This is a genomic window from Pontiella desulfatans (assembly GCF_900890425.1).
Lineage (GTDB): Bacteria > Verrucomicrobiota > Kiritimatiellia > Kiritimatiellales > Pontiellaceae > Pontiella > Pontiella desulfatans.
This window is the reverse complement of record NZ_CAAHFG010000001.1, coordinates 4,172,779-4,187,332: the sequence shown is the minus strand read 5'-3', so window position 1 is coordinate 4,187,332 and position 14,554 is coordinate 4,172,779. Positions and strand designations below refer to the sequence as shown.

Annotated in this window: 16 protein-coding genes and 1 tRNA gene; 14 read left to right on the top strand and 3 right to left on the bottom strand. The window is 56.1% G+C overall.

The genetic code is table 11. The features are described 5' to 3' along the window. Positions 1-3 precede the first annotated feature (3 nt). From E9954_RS14880 to E9954_RS14815, 14 genes are all read left to right on the top strand, one after another. Positions 4-1,020 (top strand): HlyD family secretion protein, encoded by a 1,017-nt coding sequence (locus tag E9954_RS14880; protein WP_136079933.1) that lies wholly within the window; start codon positions 4-6, stop codon positions 1,018-1,020. Beyond that, positions 1,017-2,234: a TolC family protein gene (locus E9954_RS14875; RefSeq protein ID WP_136079932.1), complete on the top strand. Its 1,218-nt coding sequence runs from the start codon at positions 1,017-1,019 to the stop codon at positions 2,232-2,234. The genes E9954_RS14880 and E9954_RS14875 overlap by 4 nt, the downstream gene beginning before the upstream one ends. Before the next feature lie 107 nt (positions 2,235-2,341). Beyond that, positions 2,342-2,695 (top strand): tetratricopeptide repeat protein, encoded by a 354-nt coding sequence (locus E9954_RS14870; protein ID WP_136079931.1) that lies wholly within the window; start codon positions 2,342-2,344, stop codon positions 2,693-2,695. 116 nt (positions 2,696-2,811) lie between these two features. Further along, the gene (locus tag E9954_RS32885; protein WP_187357954.1) at positions 2,812-3,267 is read left to right on the top strand and encodes a hypothetical protein; all 456 of its coding nucleotides are present in this window, start codon (positions 2,812-2,814) and stop codon (positions 3,265-3,267) included. Positions 3,268-3,297: 30 nt separating this feature from the next. Then, positions 3,298-3,816 carry a hypothetical protein gene (locus E9954_RS14860; RefSeq protein ID WP_168441856.1) on the top strand — a complete coding sequence of 173 codons (519 nt, stop codon included), beginning with the start codon at positions 3,298-3,300 and terminating at the stop codon, positions 3,814-3,816. A 277-nt stretch (positions 3,817-4,093) separates the two neighbouring features. Then, a complete protein-coding gene (locus E9954_RS14855; RefSeq protein WP_136079929.1) occupies positions 4,094-5,212 on the top strand; it encodes a hypothetical protein in 1,119 nt (372 codons plus the stop codon). Between the two features lie 10 nt (positions 5,213-5,222). Beyond that, entirely contained in the window at positions 5,223-5,972 is a 750-nt protein-coding gene (locus E9954_RS14850; protein ID WP_168442278.1) for an SHD1 domain-containing protein, read from the top strand. 132 nt (positions 5,973-6,104) lie between these two features. Continuing rightward, a complete protein-coding gene (locus E9954_RS14845) occupies positions 6,105-7,406 on the top strand; it encodes a homoserine dehydrogenase (protein ID WP_136079927.1) in 1,302 nt (433 codons plus the stop codon). A 92-nt stretch (positions 7,407-7,498) separates the two neighbouring features. After that, positions 7,499-8,845, top strand: a complete 1,347-nt coding sequence (locus tag E9954_RS14840) for an aspartate kinase (protein WP_136079926.1) — start codon at positions 7,499-7,501, stop codon at positions 8,843-8,845. An 86-nt stretch (positions 8,846-8,931) separates the two neighbouring features. Further along, positions 8,932-9,018: transfer RNA gene (locus tag E9954_RS14835), tRNA-Leu, on the top strand. An 82-nt stretch (positions 9,019-9,100) separates the two neighbouring features. Further along, on the top strand, positions 9,101-10,126 hold the full coding sequence (locus tag E9954_RS14830) for a DUF6538 domain-containing protein (protein WP_136079925.1): 1,026 nt from the start codon (positions 9,101-9,103) through the stop codon (positions 10,124-10,126). Further along, positions 10,123-10,332: a redoxin domain-containing protein gene (locus tag E9954_RS33680; RefSeq protein WP_136079924.1), complete on the top strand. Its 210-nt coding sequence runs from the start codon at positions 10,123-10,125 to the stop codon at positions 10,330-10,332. Before E9954_RS14830 ends, E9954_RS33680 begins: the two co-directional genes overlap by 4 nt. A 38-nt stretch (positions 10,333-10,370) precedes the next feature. After that, positions 10,371-10,619, top strand: coding sequence for a hypothetical protein (locus E9954_RS14820; protein ID WP_136079923.1), 249 nt, complete (start codon positions 10,371-10,373; stop codon positions 10,617-10,619). Beyond that, positions 10,606-10,893: a hypothetical protein gene (locus E9954_RS14815; protein ID WP_136079922.1), complete on the top strand. Its 288-nt coding sequence runs from the start codon at positions 10,606-10,608 to the stop codon at positions 10,891-10,893. Before E9954_RS14820 ends, E9954_RS14815 begins: the two co-directional genes overlap by 14 nt. A 146-nt stretch (positions 10,894-11,039) precedes the next feature. On the opposite strand, the gene E9954_RS14810 is transcribed toward E9954_RS14815, so the two are convergent. From E9954_RS14810 to E9954_RS14795, 3 genes are all read right to left on the bottom strand, one after another. Next, positions 11,040-11,849, bottom strand: coding sequence for a hypothetical protein (locus E9954_RS14810; RefSeq protein WP_136079921.1), 810 nt, complete (start codon positions 11,847-11,849; stop codon positions 11,040-11,042). A gap of 326 nt (positions 11,850-12,175) precedes the next feature. Then, entirely contained in the window at positions 12,176-12,742 is a 567-nt protein-coding gene (locus E9954_RS14800; protein WP_136079919.1) for a porin family protein, read from the bottom strand. A gap of 39 nt (positions 12,743-12,781) precedes the next feature. Beyond that, a complete protein-coding gene (locus E9954_RS14795; RefSeq protein ID WP_136079918.1) occupies positions 12,782-14,434 on the bottom strand; it encodes a choice-of-anchor Q domain-containing protein in 1,653 nt (550 codons plus the stop codon). Between the last annotated feature and the right edge of the window lie 120 nt (positions 14,435-14,554).

Below are 14,554 nucleotides of genomic sequence, written 5' to 3'. Positions count from 1 at the left end.
ACCATGACTAATCGAAATTTCCAACGTCCCGCCCTGCGCCACCGCCGCCGGCATCTCGTCAAGCAGCTTTTCAGCAGCTGGCCGTGGGTCATTTGGCTGAGCGCCGCGGTTGCCGTGTTGCTGCTGCTGCCCGGCGGGCTCCACCGCATCCGTTTCCACGGCGTGGCCGAGCGCACCTATGAATATGTTTCGCCGATCGAGGACGGCCGCCTGAAAACCCTGCTGGTCGGCATGGGCGAAGCCGTCCATGCCGGGCAACTGCTCGGCGAACTCGACAACGTCGCGCTGGCCACCGAACTGCTGATGGACCAGGCCTCGCTCATGAAGACGAGCGACAAGGTGCACGCCATCCGTTGCGATGTGGAAAACCTCAAGCTCGATGAGGCCAAGACGGCGGCGGAGCTCCAGGCCTTGGAAAGCCGCTGGACGCGGACGCAGGACCTGCTTTCCAAAAACCTGCTGCTCGAACAGGATGCCGAAGACCTCCGCCCGCAAATCGAGGCCACGCGCAAGGTACTGGGCCATTATCCCGACCTGATCGCCCAGCTCGAAAAAAGGCTCGCGGCGGCGCAGAGCCATGTTGAACAATTCAACTCCGAGGAACTCAAGCAGCTTCAGGCCGCCCAATGCCGGCTCGAGGCGAACACCGCCGGAGTGGTGGCCGAGGTGCTGCACCAACCCGGCGACGTGGTGGAAACCGGCGACCCCATCCTGCGCATCAGCAATGTTTCCACCTCCCGCATCATCGCCTTCGTGCCTGAGGAGCGGCGCGGCGATATCATGGAAGGTGAAAAGTGCCGCGTCATTGCTTCGGCCAGCCGTGAAGTCCACATGGGCACGGTGCAAACGGTGACCGCCGATATCCGCAAGCTGCCCGTCTTCACCGGCTTCGGCGACCAGATCCTGCGTGGCCGCCGTATCGTCATCCAACTCGACGAGGGCGACGAACTGGTGCCCGGCGAGCGGGTGGTCGTGGTTCCGGACATCTCCATCATGGAACAATGGATGGGGAAACGATGAAGCTCCGAAGCATCTTATTCCGCATCTCTTGCTGCCTGTTGCCGCACGTCCTGTTCGCGGACGGGGAGTTGGACAAGGCCATGGAGACCGGGGCGTTGAAGCACACGGTGCGCTCCCGTTCCGAGAGCGCGCTGATGGAGGAGTCGATTGCCGTGGAGCAAGCCGCCGCGCGGGCGAAAAGTCGCTCGGAATACGGCATCGAACTGCGCCCGCGCGTGACGGACGACAGTGTCGGCGTTGCGTTGCGGATCTATTTGCCGGACCGCTGGAGCAAGGACAAGCTGCGCGAGCGGCTGACCCTCGTCGCCGAGTCGGAGCGGTTGCGGATTGCGGCGCTGGAATGGCGGGACTTGCTGGAGGTCTATCGCGATTTCTGCTCCTACCGCGTGCTGCGGAAGGAGCTCGCTCTCTATGCGATGGAGATGGAGCGCATCGCCCCCTTCCTGGCGCGGGCGGACCAGGCCGTTGAATCGCGCGAACTCGCCGCGGCCGACCGGGCGAAGCTCTATGGCCACTATCTCGACCTGATGAATGAACGCGACCAGGTGGAGGTGGAATTCATCCAAGTCGAGCGGCGCTTGCATCTGGGCGTGGGCGACCGGGCCGATCTGGATGCGTTCTCCAAAACGGCCACCCTCGCGCTGCCGGAACGGCTCGAACTTGCCGAGCTCGTTCAGCGGGCGCGTGCGAACCGGGCCGACTACCGCCAACTCGAAACCGAGGCCCTGGCGCTGGGCGCGGCCGAGGCCGTTGCGCGTTCCGAAGATGGCTTCCGTTTCAAATATATCCAACCGGAATACAGCATGGGCTACTCGGGCGACAATGCCGATAGCTGGGGCATCTCGGCCTCGTTCGTCCTGCCGTGGGGAACCCGGAATCCGGACATCGCCTTGTATCGCGAGCAGAAGGCGCTTACGGTTTCCGCCATGGATCAGCGGAACGCGGAAATGGAGGAGCGGTTGCTCGTTCTGCTCAACACGTCGCTGGCGCTCAATGAGGGCATTGAACGGCGGAACCGGCTCATCCAGCCCCTGGTGGAGCGGTTGGAGGAAGACCTGGTGCGGATGAAGACATTGCCCCTGGAGCAGTCGCGCGATGCGCTACTCATCCACAAGCGGATCCTCGAAACCGCCCTGGGTACGGCCCGCATGGAATTCGAGCGCGAGCGCTTGGCCATCGATATGGCCGAAGAGCTCGGCACCCTCGGCGAATAGCCCCGCCTACCCATCATGACAAACCGTTAATTTTGCCGCGCCGTTCCGCGTCATGTTCATCGGCTTCAATGCTCTTCGTAATCGGGAAACCGAAAGGAGCAATGACGATGAATGCGACCGAAAAACAGAGATATTTGCGGGAGAAGCACTGGGCCCAATCGCGCCGCGCGGAGAGCCGGGGCGACTACCGGAAGGCCCTGGAAATCCATAAGCTGATCCTGGCCGACGACCGGGAATCCTACGCGGTTTTCCTGCGGGCCGGCTGGCTTGCCTACCGGCTGGGCGCCTACGAGGAGGCGATCGGCTTTTATGAACAGGCCCGCCGAATCAGCAACGACGATTGGCCCGTGCAGGGCATCATGAACTGCCTCGTCGCGCTCGGCGACACCGCCGCCGCGGCCAAGCTGTCCGAATCAATTTACGGAGTCCGGAAGCCGGTTTCCCGTTCCGCCGCGGCATAATCCCCCTGGGAGGCAAGGCGGGAATGCATGATGACAAAAAGTTAATGGCCTGCCGGGGTTGGTTGTCATGGTTCCCTGTTTCAATGGCACCGTCTAAAGCTAAGGAGGCATATGCCATGAAGACAAGAACAAGCCAAGGAACGAAAAGAATGAAAGTGGGAGCGCTAGCGTTGTTGCTGGCCACAATCACCGCCGGCGCGCGGCCGGCCAAGGAGTTCCGCGAGTTCGCCGCGAACGATGGACGCAAGCTCTGGGCAAGGGTGCTCTCCTATGAGTGCGATACGGACAAGGTGGAAATTTTGCGGGACGATGGCCAGCGGATCAGGATCTGCAGCAAGGCCTTTGCCCCGGAAGACCAGGCCTACATCATGACGTGGGGGCCGGTGACCGAGTTTATGTCGGCCACGCAGTTTCCGGTCACGCTTAGCCGCGTTGAAATCCGCAAGTGGAAGACAAAGCATGAGTCGACGCAGGACGGGCAAGGTCGGCCAGGCGGGCAGGGCGGCGGTGGTGGCGGGCTGCTCGGGCAGGCGGCGGGGGGGCGGTGGCGGCGGCGGCGGTGGCGGGGGTGAAGGCGGCGGCGGAGGCGGGGTAGTCCCGAGGTGGTCGCCGTCGATAAGAACGTTCGCTATCGCTACGATATCACCTTGGCCAACCGCAGCAACCTTCGGCTGGAAAAACTGGATCTCGAATACCGCATTTTCTATGACCAGGAGCGCGCGGTGCGGGAAGACGGCGACGACCAGCCGCAGCAAAGCCGGGGCAACTCCCGCTTTGGCGGACAGCAACAAGGCTTCTATATGGCGGTGGCCGAGGAGCGGGTGGAATCCGGGCGTTTGCAGGTTGACGCCCTGGCGCCCCATGCCCGCAAGACCTTGCCAACCGATAGTGTTACGATCCTCAACCGGAATGCCAGCAGTTCGGCCGAGGGCGAGCTGATCGACCTGGAGGGCGAGCTCAACGGCATCTGGGTCAAGGTTACCATGAAGGCGCCGGATGGTACGGTGCGGGAGCGCGAGGTTGCCGTGCCCAAAAACATCGTGAAAAAATATGCTTGGAGCGCCAGGCCCGAACACGCGGCGGATGAGTCCCGTCCGGGGTTCCACAACCGGAATCCGTGATCCGCGATCAGTTCCGGAAAAGCGATGGAAGGCCGGCCCCTCCCTTGGGTTCCGGCCTTTTTCCATGGAGGCGCCCCGGACCTGACGGGAAAAGGTATAAGCTAGGCGCAAGGGAATGTTGACCGGGAACCCATTCTGGATTACTTTTTGCGAAAATCGTGATCCGTGGTGCGTCCCGCCTTTTCTGCCGTTTGGCCATTTGGAGCCTGACGAACGGGGATGGTGGTTTTCATCTTGCGATGACGCGGCACGAAGAGAGGGTTTTCCGGAGTGGTGAATGAAGAAGCGGCTCAATAAGGCAAAGGGTGTGGTTAAGGGAGCACCGAGTGGGTTTGTCGTCAGTTTGCTGGTGCATGCGGCGGCATTCCTGCTGGCGGGTATGCTGGTGGTGTTTTCGGTGGTCCAGAAGGAGGAAAAGAAGTTTGTTCCCCCGGCGCCGGTGGATCGTCCGAAAATGAAGCTCAAGAAGCCGCAGGTGAAGGTGAAGAAAACCTCCAAGCCCAAGCCGACCACCCGCATTGTCACCAAGGTCAAGCGCGCCAGCATGCCGGATATCCAGTTGCCGGAAATGAGCGGGATGGCGGACGGCCTGGCCGGCGGCATCGGCGGGTTCGAAATCATGCCGGATCTGGGGGAGGTCACCATTTTCGGCGGCGGCCAAAGCATTGGCAACGATTTCGTGGGCACGTTCATCGATTTCAAGCGCAACCGCCAGGGCAGGCCGATTCCCATGTCGCGCGAAAAATACACGGAGGAGATGAAGCAGTTTGTGCTGCGGGGCTGGAAACCTGCGGCCATTGCCCAATACTACCGTTCCCCGAAACAACTGTATGCCACCACGATCATGGTTCCGGCCATCCTTTCCTCGATTGCCCCGTCGGCGTTCGACGAGGCCGATACGATCGGCTACTGCTGGGCGGTCCACTACAAGGGCCAGCTGGTTCACAAGGAGGACATCACCTTCCGGTTCTGGGGGCAGGGGGACGACAACCTGGTGGTCCGCGTGGATGGGAAGATCGTGCTGAACGCGAGCTGGCCGGGCAATTCCGAGGAGGCCATGCAGTCCGCCTGCCGGGGGTGGTCGAGCAAGTCGGCGGACAGCCGCAAGTTCTACCTCGGCAACAACACGGCCGTGGTCGGCGACTGGATCACGCTCAAGGCGGGAGTCCCCTTGGATATGGATGTCTTGATCGGCGAGGAGCCGGGCGGCCAGTTTTCCGCCATGCTGACGGTCGAAGTGGAAGGGGTGGATTATCCTAGAAACAGACAGGGCGGCCCCATCCTCCCGATCTTCAAGACCACCGAGCCTTCCCACGATCTGGTCGATGCCATTTACGAGACCATGCCCGAGGGCGAGGCAAGTGTCACCAACGGCCCGGTGTTCAGGGATTATTGAGGTAGCGGATATGACGACAATCAAACATGCTGGATGGCTGGGCCTTGCCGCACTGGTGGTCTTGATCCCCTTGCACCAGGTGCAGGCGGAAATGCGGGTGTGGACGAGCACGGATGGAAAAACGGTCGAAGCGGAGTTTGTTTCCGTGATGGGCGACAAGCTGGTTTTGAAAACCGAAAAGGGGAAAACCGTGAAAATCCCGGTTGCCCAGATGTCGCCCGAGGATCTGGAGTTCATCGATCTGGCCAAGGCGCCGGTGTTCAACATTACCTTCACGAAGCAGTCCGGGCAGCGCTTCGTCGAAACCGGACCCTATATTGAAAACCAGGACGCAACGATTTTCGACTATGTGTTCGGGGTGAAGATGAAGCAGACCAGCGCCCGGCCCTATCCCCATGAGCTGCAGGTGGAATATTTCGCCATCGGCGCGGAACGGAAAACGTATGGCGACAAGTTCATCCTGCTCGACCGCGGTTCAAGCAGCTTCACCCCTTCCAGGGCAAACCAGTTGTCCCACGAATTCAAGGGCAAGAAGGTGGAGGTGATGGAATATCTCTACGACGACGATTACCGCGGCAGGAAATACAACGGCTATCTCGTCACGGTAACCGATAAGCGCGGAATCATCATCGCGCACTCGGAAACCAGCAAATGGCTCTTCGAAAACCTGGAAAACCTTAAAAAACTCCCGGTGGGCGCCTATTTCGACAAAACCTGCACCCGGACCCATCCCACGCGCCCCAAGTCGACCCGCTATTAGCGGTGCGAAAACCGGATTTCGGAAGGGGGTTCCAATAGGTGGGATCCCCTTTAAAGTATGGGCTTTTGGCTTGAGTCGAAAGTCCATTTAACTATGGTTGCGCTTCGTTTTTTCACCCAACAGGAAGTAGATATGAAAGAAATCAAGATCGGTATACTCGGATTCGGCACGGTCGGTGCCGGCGTGGTCGAAGGCATCCAGAAGAACGGGGCGCTGATGGCCGAGCGAACCGGAATCGTCCCGGTGGTCGCGAAAATCGCCGATCTCGACATCGAAACCGACCGCGGCATCAGCGTGGGCGAAGGCGTGCTGACCACCGATGCCATGTCCGTCATCACCGACGACGGCATAGACCTGATCGTGGAACTCGTTGGCGGAACCTCCATTGCGCGCACCTTCACGCTCGAGGCGCTCAAGCGGGGCAAGCCCGTCATCACCGCCAACAAGGCGCTGCTGGCCGACCACGGCGAGGAAATCTATAAAACCGCCCGCGAAAACAACACCGGCATCTACTACGAAGCTTCCGTTGGCGGCGGGATACCGATCCTGCGCTCCCAGCGCGCCGGACTCATCGGCAACCGGATCGAAAGCATCTACGGCATCCTCAACGGCACCTGCAACTATATCCTCACCCGCATGGAGCGCGAAGGCCTGCCGTTCGACGAAATCCTGGCCGATGCCCAGGCGCTTGGCTATGCCGAAACCCCGCCCGATCTCGACATCGACGGCATCGACACCGCCCACAAGGCCGTTGTGCTCGCCTCGATGGCCTATGGCGCGCCCGTTCCCATGGAAGCCTGCCCGACCAAAGGCATCCGCGGCCTCGCCGCCTCCGAAATCCGCAATACGGAGGAGCTCGGCTACCGCATCAAGTTGCTCGCCATCATCAAGGAAAACCACGGCGAGGTGGAACTCTCCGTCGAACCGGCCCTGGTGCCGAAGACCCACATGATCGCATCCGTCAGCGACTCCTTCAATGCCGTGTTCGTGAAGGGCGACATTGTTGACGACACCATGTACTACGGACGCGGTGCAGGGCGCCTGCCGACCGGTAGTGCGGTTATTGGCGACATCATGGAAGCCGCATCCGACAAACTCAACGGCAAGGGGGTTCCGGTGAGCGTTACAATGATGCTCCAGAAGTCCGAGCTGGACTATTGCGCCCCCGGCAGCATCGAGAAACGTTGCTACATCCGCCTCTGCCTGGAGGACAAGCCGGGGTCCATGGCGAAGGTCATGAATATTTTCGGCGCGCACAACATCAGCATTGCCTCCGTCGTCCAGAAGGAACTGCACGAGAGCGGCTGCGCCCCGGTGGTGATTCTCACGCAGAAGGCCAAGGAGTCCGAGTTTGTGGCGGCCATCGCCGAAATCGACGCGCTCGATGTCTCCACCTGCACCCCCATCCGCATGCGCCTCGAAGACTTCGAATAAACAATTAACCACTAAGACACAAAGGACTCCAAGCTTATCAGGAATTGGCCTTTGTGGCCTTCGTGTCTTTGTGGTTCAAAACGGTGAATAGTATGAAAGTTGTAAAATTTGGTGGTTCCTCCGTGGCGAACGCGGAGCAGATTTCCAAGATCATTGATATCGTCACGGCCGACGCGGACCGCCGCATCGTTGTGGTCTCCGCGCCCGGCAAACGCCACGGCGACGACGCCAAGGTGACCGATCTGTTGATCGCGCTGGCCACCGCCGTGCTCAACGGCGAAAACCATGAATCCGCGCTCAAGGCCGTGGTGGATCGCTATGCCCAAATCCAGCACGAGTTGGCGTTGCCGAAGTCGGTGGTTGAAACCATCGAGGCCGACCTGCGCGGCCGCATCGGAAGCCGCGGCTCCAACGATCTCCAGTTCATGGACACCATGAAGGCCTCCGGCGAGGACAACAATGCCAAGCTGATTGCGGAAGCCTTCACCAAAAAGGGCCATCCGGCCAAATACATCAACCCCGGGGAAGCGGGCATGCTGCTCTCCGATGAATTCGGCAACGCCGAAGTGCTGCCCGAATCCTTCGAAAAACTGGCGGCCCTCAAGGGCGAATCCGACATCGTCATTTTCCCCGGTTTCTTCGGCAGCACCAAGGCCGGCGATGTGGCCACCTTCCCGCGCGGCGGTTCCGACATCACCGGCGCCATCCTCGCGGCGGCCGTGAAGGCCGAGGTCTACGAAAATTTTACCGATGTCGATTCCGTCTATGCCATGGATCCGCGCATTGTCCCCAATGCGCCGGCCATCGACCTCATGACCTACCGCGAGATGCGCGAACTGGCCTATGCCGGGTTTGGTGTTTTCCACGACGAAGCCATCATTCCAGCCGTCAAGCACGAGATCCCGATCTGCATCAAGAATACCAACCGCCCCGAAGCCCCGGGCACCCTGATCGTGCCCGAGCGCAAATACGAGCAGACCGAAGTAGCCGGCATTTCCAGTGCCGATGGCTTCTGCGCCATCTATATCGATAAATACATGATGAACCGCGAAGTCGGCTTCGGCCGCCGCCTGCTGCAGATTCTCGAAGACGAGGAAATCTCCTACGAGCACACCCCGTCCGGCATCGACAACATGTCCATCATCCTCCGCTCCGAAGAACTCGGGAAAAAGGAAAAGACCGTGGTCGAGCGCATCACCAACGAGCTCGCTCCCGACGCGGTCTCCGTCGAGCACGGCCTCGCCTTGCTCATGGTGGTGGGCGAGGGCATGCACTATGCCGTCGGCCAGGCCGCCAAGGCCACCAACGCGCTCGCCGAGCATGGCGTCAACATCGAGATGATCAACCAGGGCGCCTCCGAAATCAGCATGATGTTCGCCGTCAAGGAGATCGACCGCAAGAAAGCCGTTCTAGCCCTTGGGCACGCCTTTTTCGGCTGATTCCTGCCCGTTTCGGCGGGATGAAAAATTTTCGCTTTAGGGCGTTGACTCGCATCGATCCGATGCGTATAAATTCGCCCTTCATCGCACCCGTGGTGAAATTGGTAGACACGCAAGATTCAGGTTCTTGTGCCAGCAATGGCGTGATGGTTCGACTCCATTCGGGTGCACCACTCTCATAAGTAGTTTGCTACAAGGCGGTTGCGAAAGCGGCCGCCTTGTTTGCTGCATGTCTGTCACATATAGGTGAGAGATATGAAAGTTCGATTGAGTCACATTCATCAGCGTGGAAACACGTTTTATTTCCGTTTGATTATTCCAGAAGATCTTCGGATTCACTTTGGCGGGAAGCGGGAGATCTCGAAAAGCCTCCGAACGATAGATCCGTTTGCAGCTTTCGCTCAGGCGTGTGAGTTGCGGGATCGGTATAAGAGGCAGTTCCATGCATTCAGGCATGGTTCAACGATTCCGGCAGAGCAATGCATCCCATCCGATTTCTTGATGCCGTTAAACATTGCTCAGCTTAAGCCTCGCAATGAAGCACCATTGCTGTCGGTGGTATTGCATGAGTTGTTGCAGTCGAAGCCATGTAAGAAAACATCCATATCGGCTCGCAAGGCGGCGGTCAGGCTTCTGATTGAGTGGCATGGCGACCTGCCTGTAGACCACTACACCAGAAAGATGCTTCTGGAGTTCAGGGACAAGGGACTGCTTCGGCTTCCTCCGAACTTTTATAAGATCAATAGATATGTCGGTCGGCCTATTCGTTCGATTGCGGAAGAGTGTGAAGCCGAGGCCATGAAACCGGCAACGGTTAATCATAAGCTCGGCCACATCAACACAGTCTTCAATTATGCCGTGAAGTATGGATACCTCGATATTAATCCGGTCGTTGATCTAACGCTCTCGTTGGAAAAAGCTCCGAGCAAAGAACGGGATAGCTATTCTGTTGATCAACTTCAGAGGATGGTTAATCAACTGGCAGTGCAAACGGCATCTGGGGGCGATCTTAGGCATCAACGTTTCTGGGTAACGCTGTGCTGTCTGTACACGGGTGCCAGATTAAATGAAATTGCCCAGCTCTCGGTATCTGATCTCTGCGTTGTGGATGACATCCCTTGCTTCAATATAACGACGGAAGGGGAGGTAGCCAAGAGCCTCAAGAATGCCCGTTCCCGCAGATTGATTCCGGTTCATCCCGCTTTAATAGAGCTGGGGCTACTTCGATATCACGAGCAGAGACGTGCTGATGTCTCTGACCCTGCTATCCGGCCGCAATGACCGGTGGTTGTACTAAGCAGGCATGTAGCTATCGTGACTTTGTCAGCAAAGACTCGAACGAGGATGTTGAGATTGTCGGAATCAGCGGAGACTCACCTCAAAGCCTTAAATATTTTCAGCAGGCGGAAGGGCTTAATTTTACCTTGTTGTCGGTGCAGCAGGGATTGCTGTATCTCCGTTGCTGGCCATCGCTGGTCAAGGACTAGTGTGTGTCGGGTTACTGGTTGCTGGTGTCAGCGGATATATGAACCACCGCAACTACGGCACCCCGTGCGGGGCCGGATCAACGTTCGGCCTAGGTATGGCAGGTGTGGGCGTGCTCGTTTATGGCTCCAGCTTTGTACTGATGGGAGCCGGTGGTGTGGCTGTCGCAACAGGATTAGGTCTAGGTGCCTATTCCGGGGTGAAGGCCATCGCTGGGATGCGTCAATCGAAACAAATCATTAACCACGAACCATTATTGCTGGAAGGAGGTGACAATGAAAGCGGATGAGATTGTAGAACTGAAGTCGGGTATGTTGATCCATCCTGATGATCTGGAGCGGTATCTGGAGATGCGGAACGCCGTTACAAAGCGGGTAGACCGTATTGTGGCTGTGGCTCATCTGCTGAGTCTATTGCGGTACTGCGGTGACGATACCGTCGAGGTCAGTCCATCAGCGATAGCGGTTTTGGCTGATCTGGTGGATAGTGAGGCGGTCTCAATTCAGGAGACTCTGGACGAGTTCATATTCCAAGGCGATGCCGAATCAGCGTTAGCGGAATGACCATGCACGCCTTGCACGGGCTGAAACCTTGGCTTATCAGAAACCTATCCTACCTAATCAATACAGGGAAGAGATAGGTTTGCTATACGCTGTATATAGAGTCCGTGCAAGGTGAGCATACGGGGCTGTTGTCGATCCCATACCGACTAATCATCACTCCACGAATGCAATTCCAGCACCATCGGTGCTGCTTCGGGTGGATCTACGAAATCAGAATAACGCACCTCCTTTACCAGCATGAACCCTGGTTTTATCCATTCCCGATGTCCTGTTTCTGACCCTGTTGATCCGAGATCCTTTCGGTGGAGCCTGATGCAATCTGTGAATGTGCCGGCTGGAACGGTAATGTTTTCATAGCCCTCTACGGTGATGACTTCATTATGGCCGTTGGTCCACGTTGTTCCTGTTGGAGCCCTTTTCCACACGATGACTTCGTGCGTGTATTTTGGGTCACCCAGATACATCGTATCTCCTGTGATTCTAACAAAGCCATAATCGGGGCCTTGTTTTGCACCCAAAGGCATATCTCCGCTCCAGGAATAAGTCGTTGAGTATAGCAGGAAGGTATTGGTTAAGGCAGGGAGATAAGTAAGACCGTGCGTTGAAATATCGTTACCCCATACTTCCCCATATGAATTTGTGACCTGATAGGTGTAGGTGCGGTCCAGCGTGGGATCGATAATCAATCCGTTCGTGTAGCAGGAAACCCGGTAGAACATGGGAACTTCGACGGTCATGTTCGTTCCTGGGATATTGTTTAGTTCAGCCCATGTCCGATACCACTGAGCGGTGGGGGTAAGTGAGCTTGCCCACTCTATGGAGTAATGGGAATTCGAGGGCGTGGTTGCAGTAAGCTGACCGTTGCTTTCAAGCGAGTCAATGTAAACCATCTGTGCATGGAGCACGGTGGTGCAGGCGATGGTCAGTACCGCTGTGAGTGCTGCTTTGGCTTTCATCTAATACCTCCAGTGCCCTAAACCCCTAATTGGGGATATACTCCTTTGCTTGAGATTGGCAAGGGGGAATGTGGGGGTCGATACAACCATTTAAACGGTCTGCGATTTCACCCGATGATTATAACATTTCCGATGGGTCTTCATGTAGGCATTGACCTGCTCGTCATTCATTTCGTTGATCACTCTGTTGGCCTCGGAAATAGGGAGGCTTCGCAATCCGTTTAAAGGGCAGTCGCTTACCGGTATGCCGTGGGGGCATTCCATGGTCAGCCCTTTGATCCAAGTTTTATTATTAAGAGCACGGTTCATTTTGACCTCCATGCCACCTAAAAATAATATTTGGCACCTAGTGTTACCGCTGATATTTCAAGCTCGTTCTCATCTCGTGAACCGCTTATTTCAAGCTCATCAATCAGGCTGGCAAACTCAACGACTATAGCGAGGTTATCTAGAGGAAAGACTTCAAAGCCGAGGCCATAAGAGTAGCCAGCTGTGTGGTAACTTCCTGTCTGGCCACTATCGGCGGGGGTACCTTCAAATTCTGTTCTCGTAATACCAAACAGACCATAAACTTTTATCCGGTCATGAAGCGGTAAGATTCCCCGGATGTAGAGCCCCCATATTTGTGTCAACTTCACCTTATCATTGAATCTGTCGTCATGGTCGGAAACGACCCCCGTCCCGACAGAACCTTCCAGTGCCAGATAGGGATTCAGTTCCGCTCCCAGTTTCCCCCTGACTGCTCCCAGATTCGCTTCCCCTCCATAATTAACTGTGTCGATAAACATATAATCCAGTCCACCGTATGGCCTGAAGTTTGGAAGCTCGGCATTTGCGACGGTGACTCCTGGTAGCACCATCATTCCAATCAGTATTATTTTCAATTTTTTCATCTCACACCTCCATTTCTGTCAAACTCCAAGAGCGATGAGCTATCGCTTCTTTGGAACTACCATGACTGTATCAACCCCCATGAGAATCTGACCGTTTGGAGTCTGTCCGATCAGGTATGCTTGAGTAGATGTATCGCTTAACTGAAGTTCCTGTGTGAGGAAGTGAAGTAAGAGATCTATATCCCCATCCTGATCGACATCTTCATACGCCGTATGCACTGGAGATGCGCCGGCGAAACGTACGGTGGCAGGGGCAACAGCTGGAGCGTCAAACCCTTCTGTCGTTATTATGGCAACTGATAGCTGCCCCTTTGATTTCAGGTTGATGGGGTTAGTGTCGGAGCCGGGCTTGATATCGATCGTAATCGTAGATGCCTGTAATTCGTAGGCTCCCATGTCCACAATGGGAGTGCCGTCAAGGTTTCCGTCCCTGATGCGAGTACTTCCGTCTAGATCAGACAATGAATAAACAAATGCGTTTGTTCCTGAATCCAGACAGGGTGACGTCATGAGTAATCGGTAATTTCCAGAAAGCGGATCAATGAATTTCGGATCACTGTTGATGTTTCCATTCACTCCTGCTGTCAGTTGCGGGGAGCAGGAGAATGCAACATCACTGTCAGCGGTTATGTTTGGATTACTGCCAGCAGTATTACCATAGACTATGGAGTTGAGAATCGTTGATCTACTCACACCACCACCGACGGGAGCCTGATTGCTGACAATTGTGCAATTGATGATATAGGAACTGCCTTCAAGACCTCCGTATTCTCCTCCTCCCTTGTTGCCTGCGTTATTGCCGGCAATCAGGGTGTCGGTAAGCATGGAATTGTGCAATAAACGCACACCACCTCCGTCCCGTGCGGTTTCATTTCCAAAAAAAAGACATCGGGAAACATTAATCGATCCACTCTGCGCATTGCACAGCAAGCCGCCGCCGTCCAATGCGGATGTGTTTTCGTTGATGGTGCAGTCTTCAACGGTGATTGATCCGTTTGCGCCTTCGTTCATTTTGAGCTGAAGTCCTCCGCCATTGTTGCTGGAACGATTGCTTTGAACCAAACAATTCTTAATAAGGATGGAGCCGGAAGCCCCTCCCCATATTACAGTCTGGATTCCGCCGCCAAGATAGTCCGCCACGTTGTTCCGGATGATGCAGTCTTGAACGGTTGCAGAGCAGACTTTTCCGTTACCAGCGAAAATACCGATGCCACCCGCAGTGCCGGGAGATTCATTGTTCTCAACAATGCAGTTGGATATGAATACGTTGTTATTCCCGAACGCATAAATGCCTCCACCACGAGTTGCAGCCTCATCTGCGTAACCGCCGGTAAAAGTCAGCCCCTCCAGTGATATGCTTCCGGTGCCAGAGGATAAAGTGAGCACCCGGCAGTTGCTGTTGGCATCAATGATTACGTGACCCGGCCCGTTCACACTCTTTACCGATAGTGTTTTGTAGATTTTAATCTGAGACGTAATGTTATATGTTCCGTCAGCAATAAGTACTGTGTCGCCCGCTGCAGCTATACTAACCGCAGGCTGTATATCGTTAGCTGCCGTAGCCCAAGTGGTGTATGGAACGGCTGGTGTCGGATTGCTGATATCCACGTAACGTGTATCAGCCAGTGAAAGGTTGCATGTGCAAACGAAACATACGACTGCGCTGATAGTTGCTTTAGCTGAATTTCTCATCTCGTACCTCCTATATGTTCCCAATTCCCCTCTCTATTTAAGACATGCGAGTTTTTCACAGCGAATGCCTGATTGTTTTTCGGATTTATTCTGTATCGAGCGTTTCATCTTGCACCTCCC

What these genes read in the sequence shown, in the direction of transcription:
- E9954_RS14810 (WP_136079921.1), bottom strand. Translation starts at nt 11,849, where the DNA reads ATGAAAGCCAAAGCAGCACTCACAGCGGTACTGACCATCGCCTGCACC.
- E9954_RS14820 (WP_136079923.1), top strand. Translation starts at nt 10,371, where the DNA reads ATGAACCACCGCAACTACGGCACCCCGTGCGGGGCCGGATCAACGTTC.
- E9954_RS14850 (WP_168442278.1), top strand. Translation starts at nt 5,223, where the DNA reads ATGACGACAATCAAACATGCTGGATGGCTGGGCCTTGCCGCACTGGTG.
- E9954_RS33680 (WP_136079924.1), top strand. Translation starts at nt 10,123, where the DNA reads ATGACCGGTGGTTGTACTAAGCAGGCATGTAGCTATCGTGACTTTGTC.
- E9954_RS14870 (WP_136079931.1), top strand. Translation starts at nt 2,342, where the DNA reads ATGAATGCGACCGAAAAACAGAGATATTTGCGGGAGAAGCACTGGGCC.
- E9954_RS14815 (WP_136079922.1), top strand. Translation starts at nt 10,606, where the DNA reads ATGAAAGCGGATGAGATTGTAGAACTGAAGTCGGGTATGTTGATCCAT.
- E9954_RS14855 (WP_136079929.1), top strand. Translation starts at nt 4,094, where the DNA reads ATGAAGAAGCGGCTCAATAAGGCAAAGGGTGTGGTTAAGGGAGCACCG.
- E9954_RS14880 (WP_136079933.1), top strand. Translation starts at nt 4, where the DNA reads ATGACTAATCGAAATTTCCAACGTCCCGCCCTGCGCCACCGCCGCCGG.
- E9954_RS14800 (WP_136079919.1), bottom strand. Translation starts at nt 12,742, where the DNA reads ATGAAAAAATTGAAAATAATACTGATTGGAATGATGGTGCTACCAGGA.
- E9954_RS14795 (WP_136079918.1), bottom strand. Translation starts at nt 14,434, where the DNA reads ATGAGAAATTCAGCTAAAGCAACTATCAGCGCAGTCGTATGTTTCGTT.
- E9954_RS14875 (WP_136079932.1), top strand. Translation starts at nt 1,017, where the DNA reads ATGAAGCTCCGAAGCATCTTATTCCGCATCTCTTGCTGCCTGTTGCCG.
- E9954_RS14845 (WP_136079927.1), top strand. Translation starts at nt 6,105, where the DNA reads ATGAAAGAAATCAAGATCGGTATACTCGGATTCGGCACGGTCGGTGCC.
- E9954_RS14840 (WP_136079926.1), top strand. Translation starts at nt 7,499, where the DNA reads ATGAAAGTTGTAAAATTTGGTGGTTCCTCCGTGGCGAACGCGGAGCAG.
- E9954_RS14830 (WP_136079925.1), top strand. Translation starts at nt 9,101, where the DNA reads ATGAAAGTTCGATTGAGTCACATTCATCAGCGTGGAAACACGTTTTAT.
- E9954_RS32885 (WP_187357954.1), top strand. Translation starts at nt 2,812, where the DNA reads ATGAAGACAAGAACAAGCCAAGGAACGAAAAGAATGAAAGTGGGAGCG.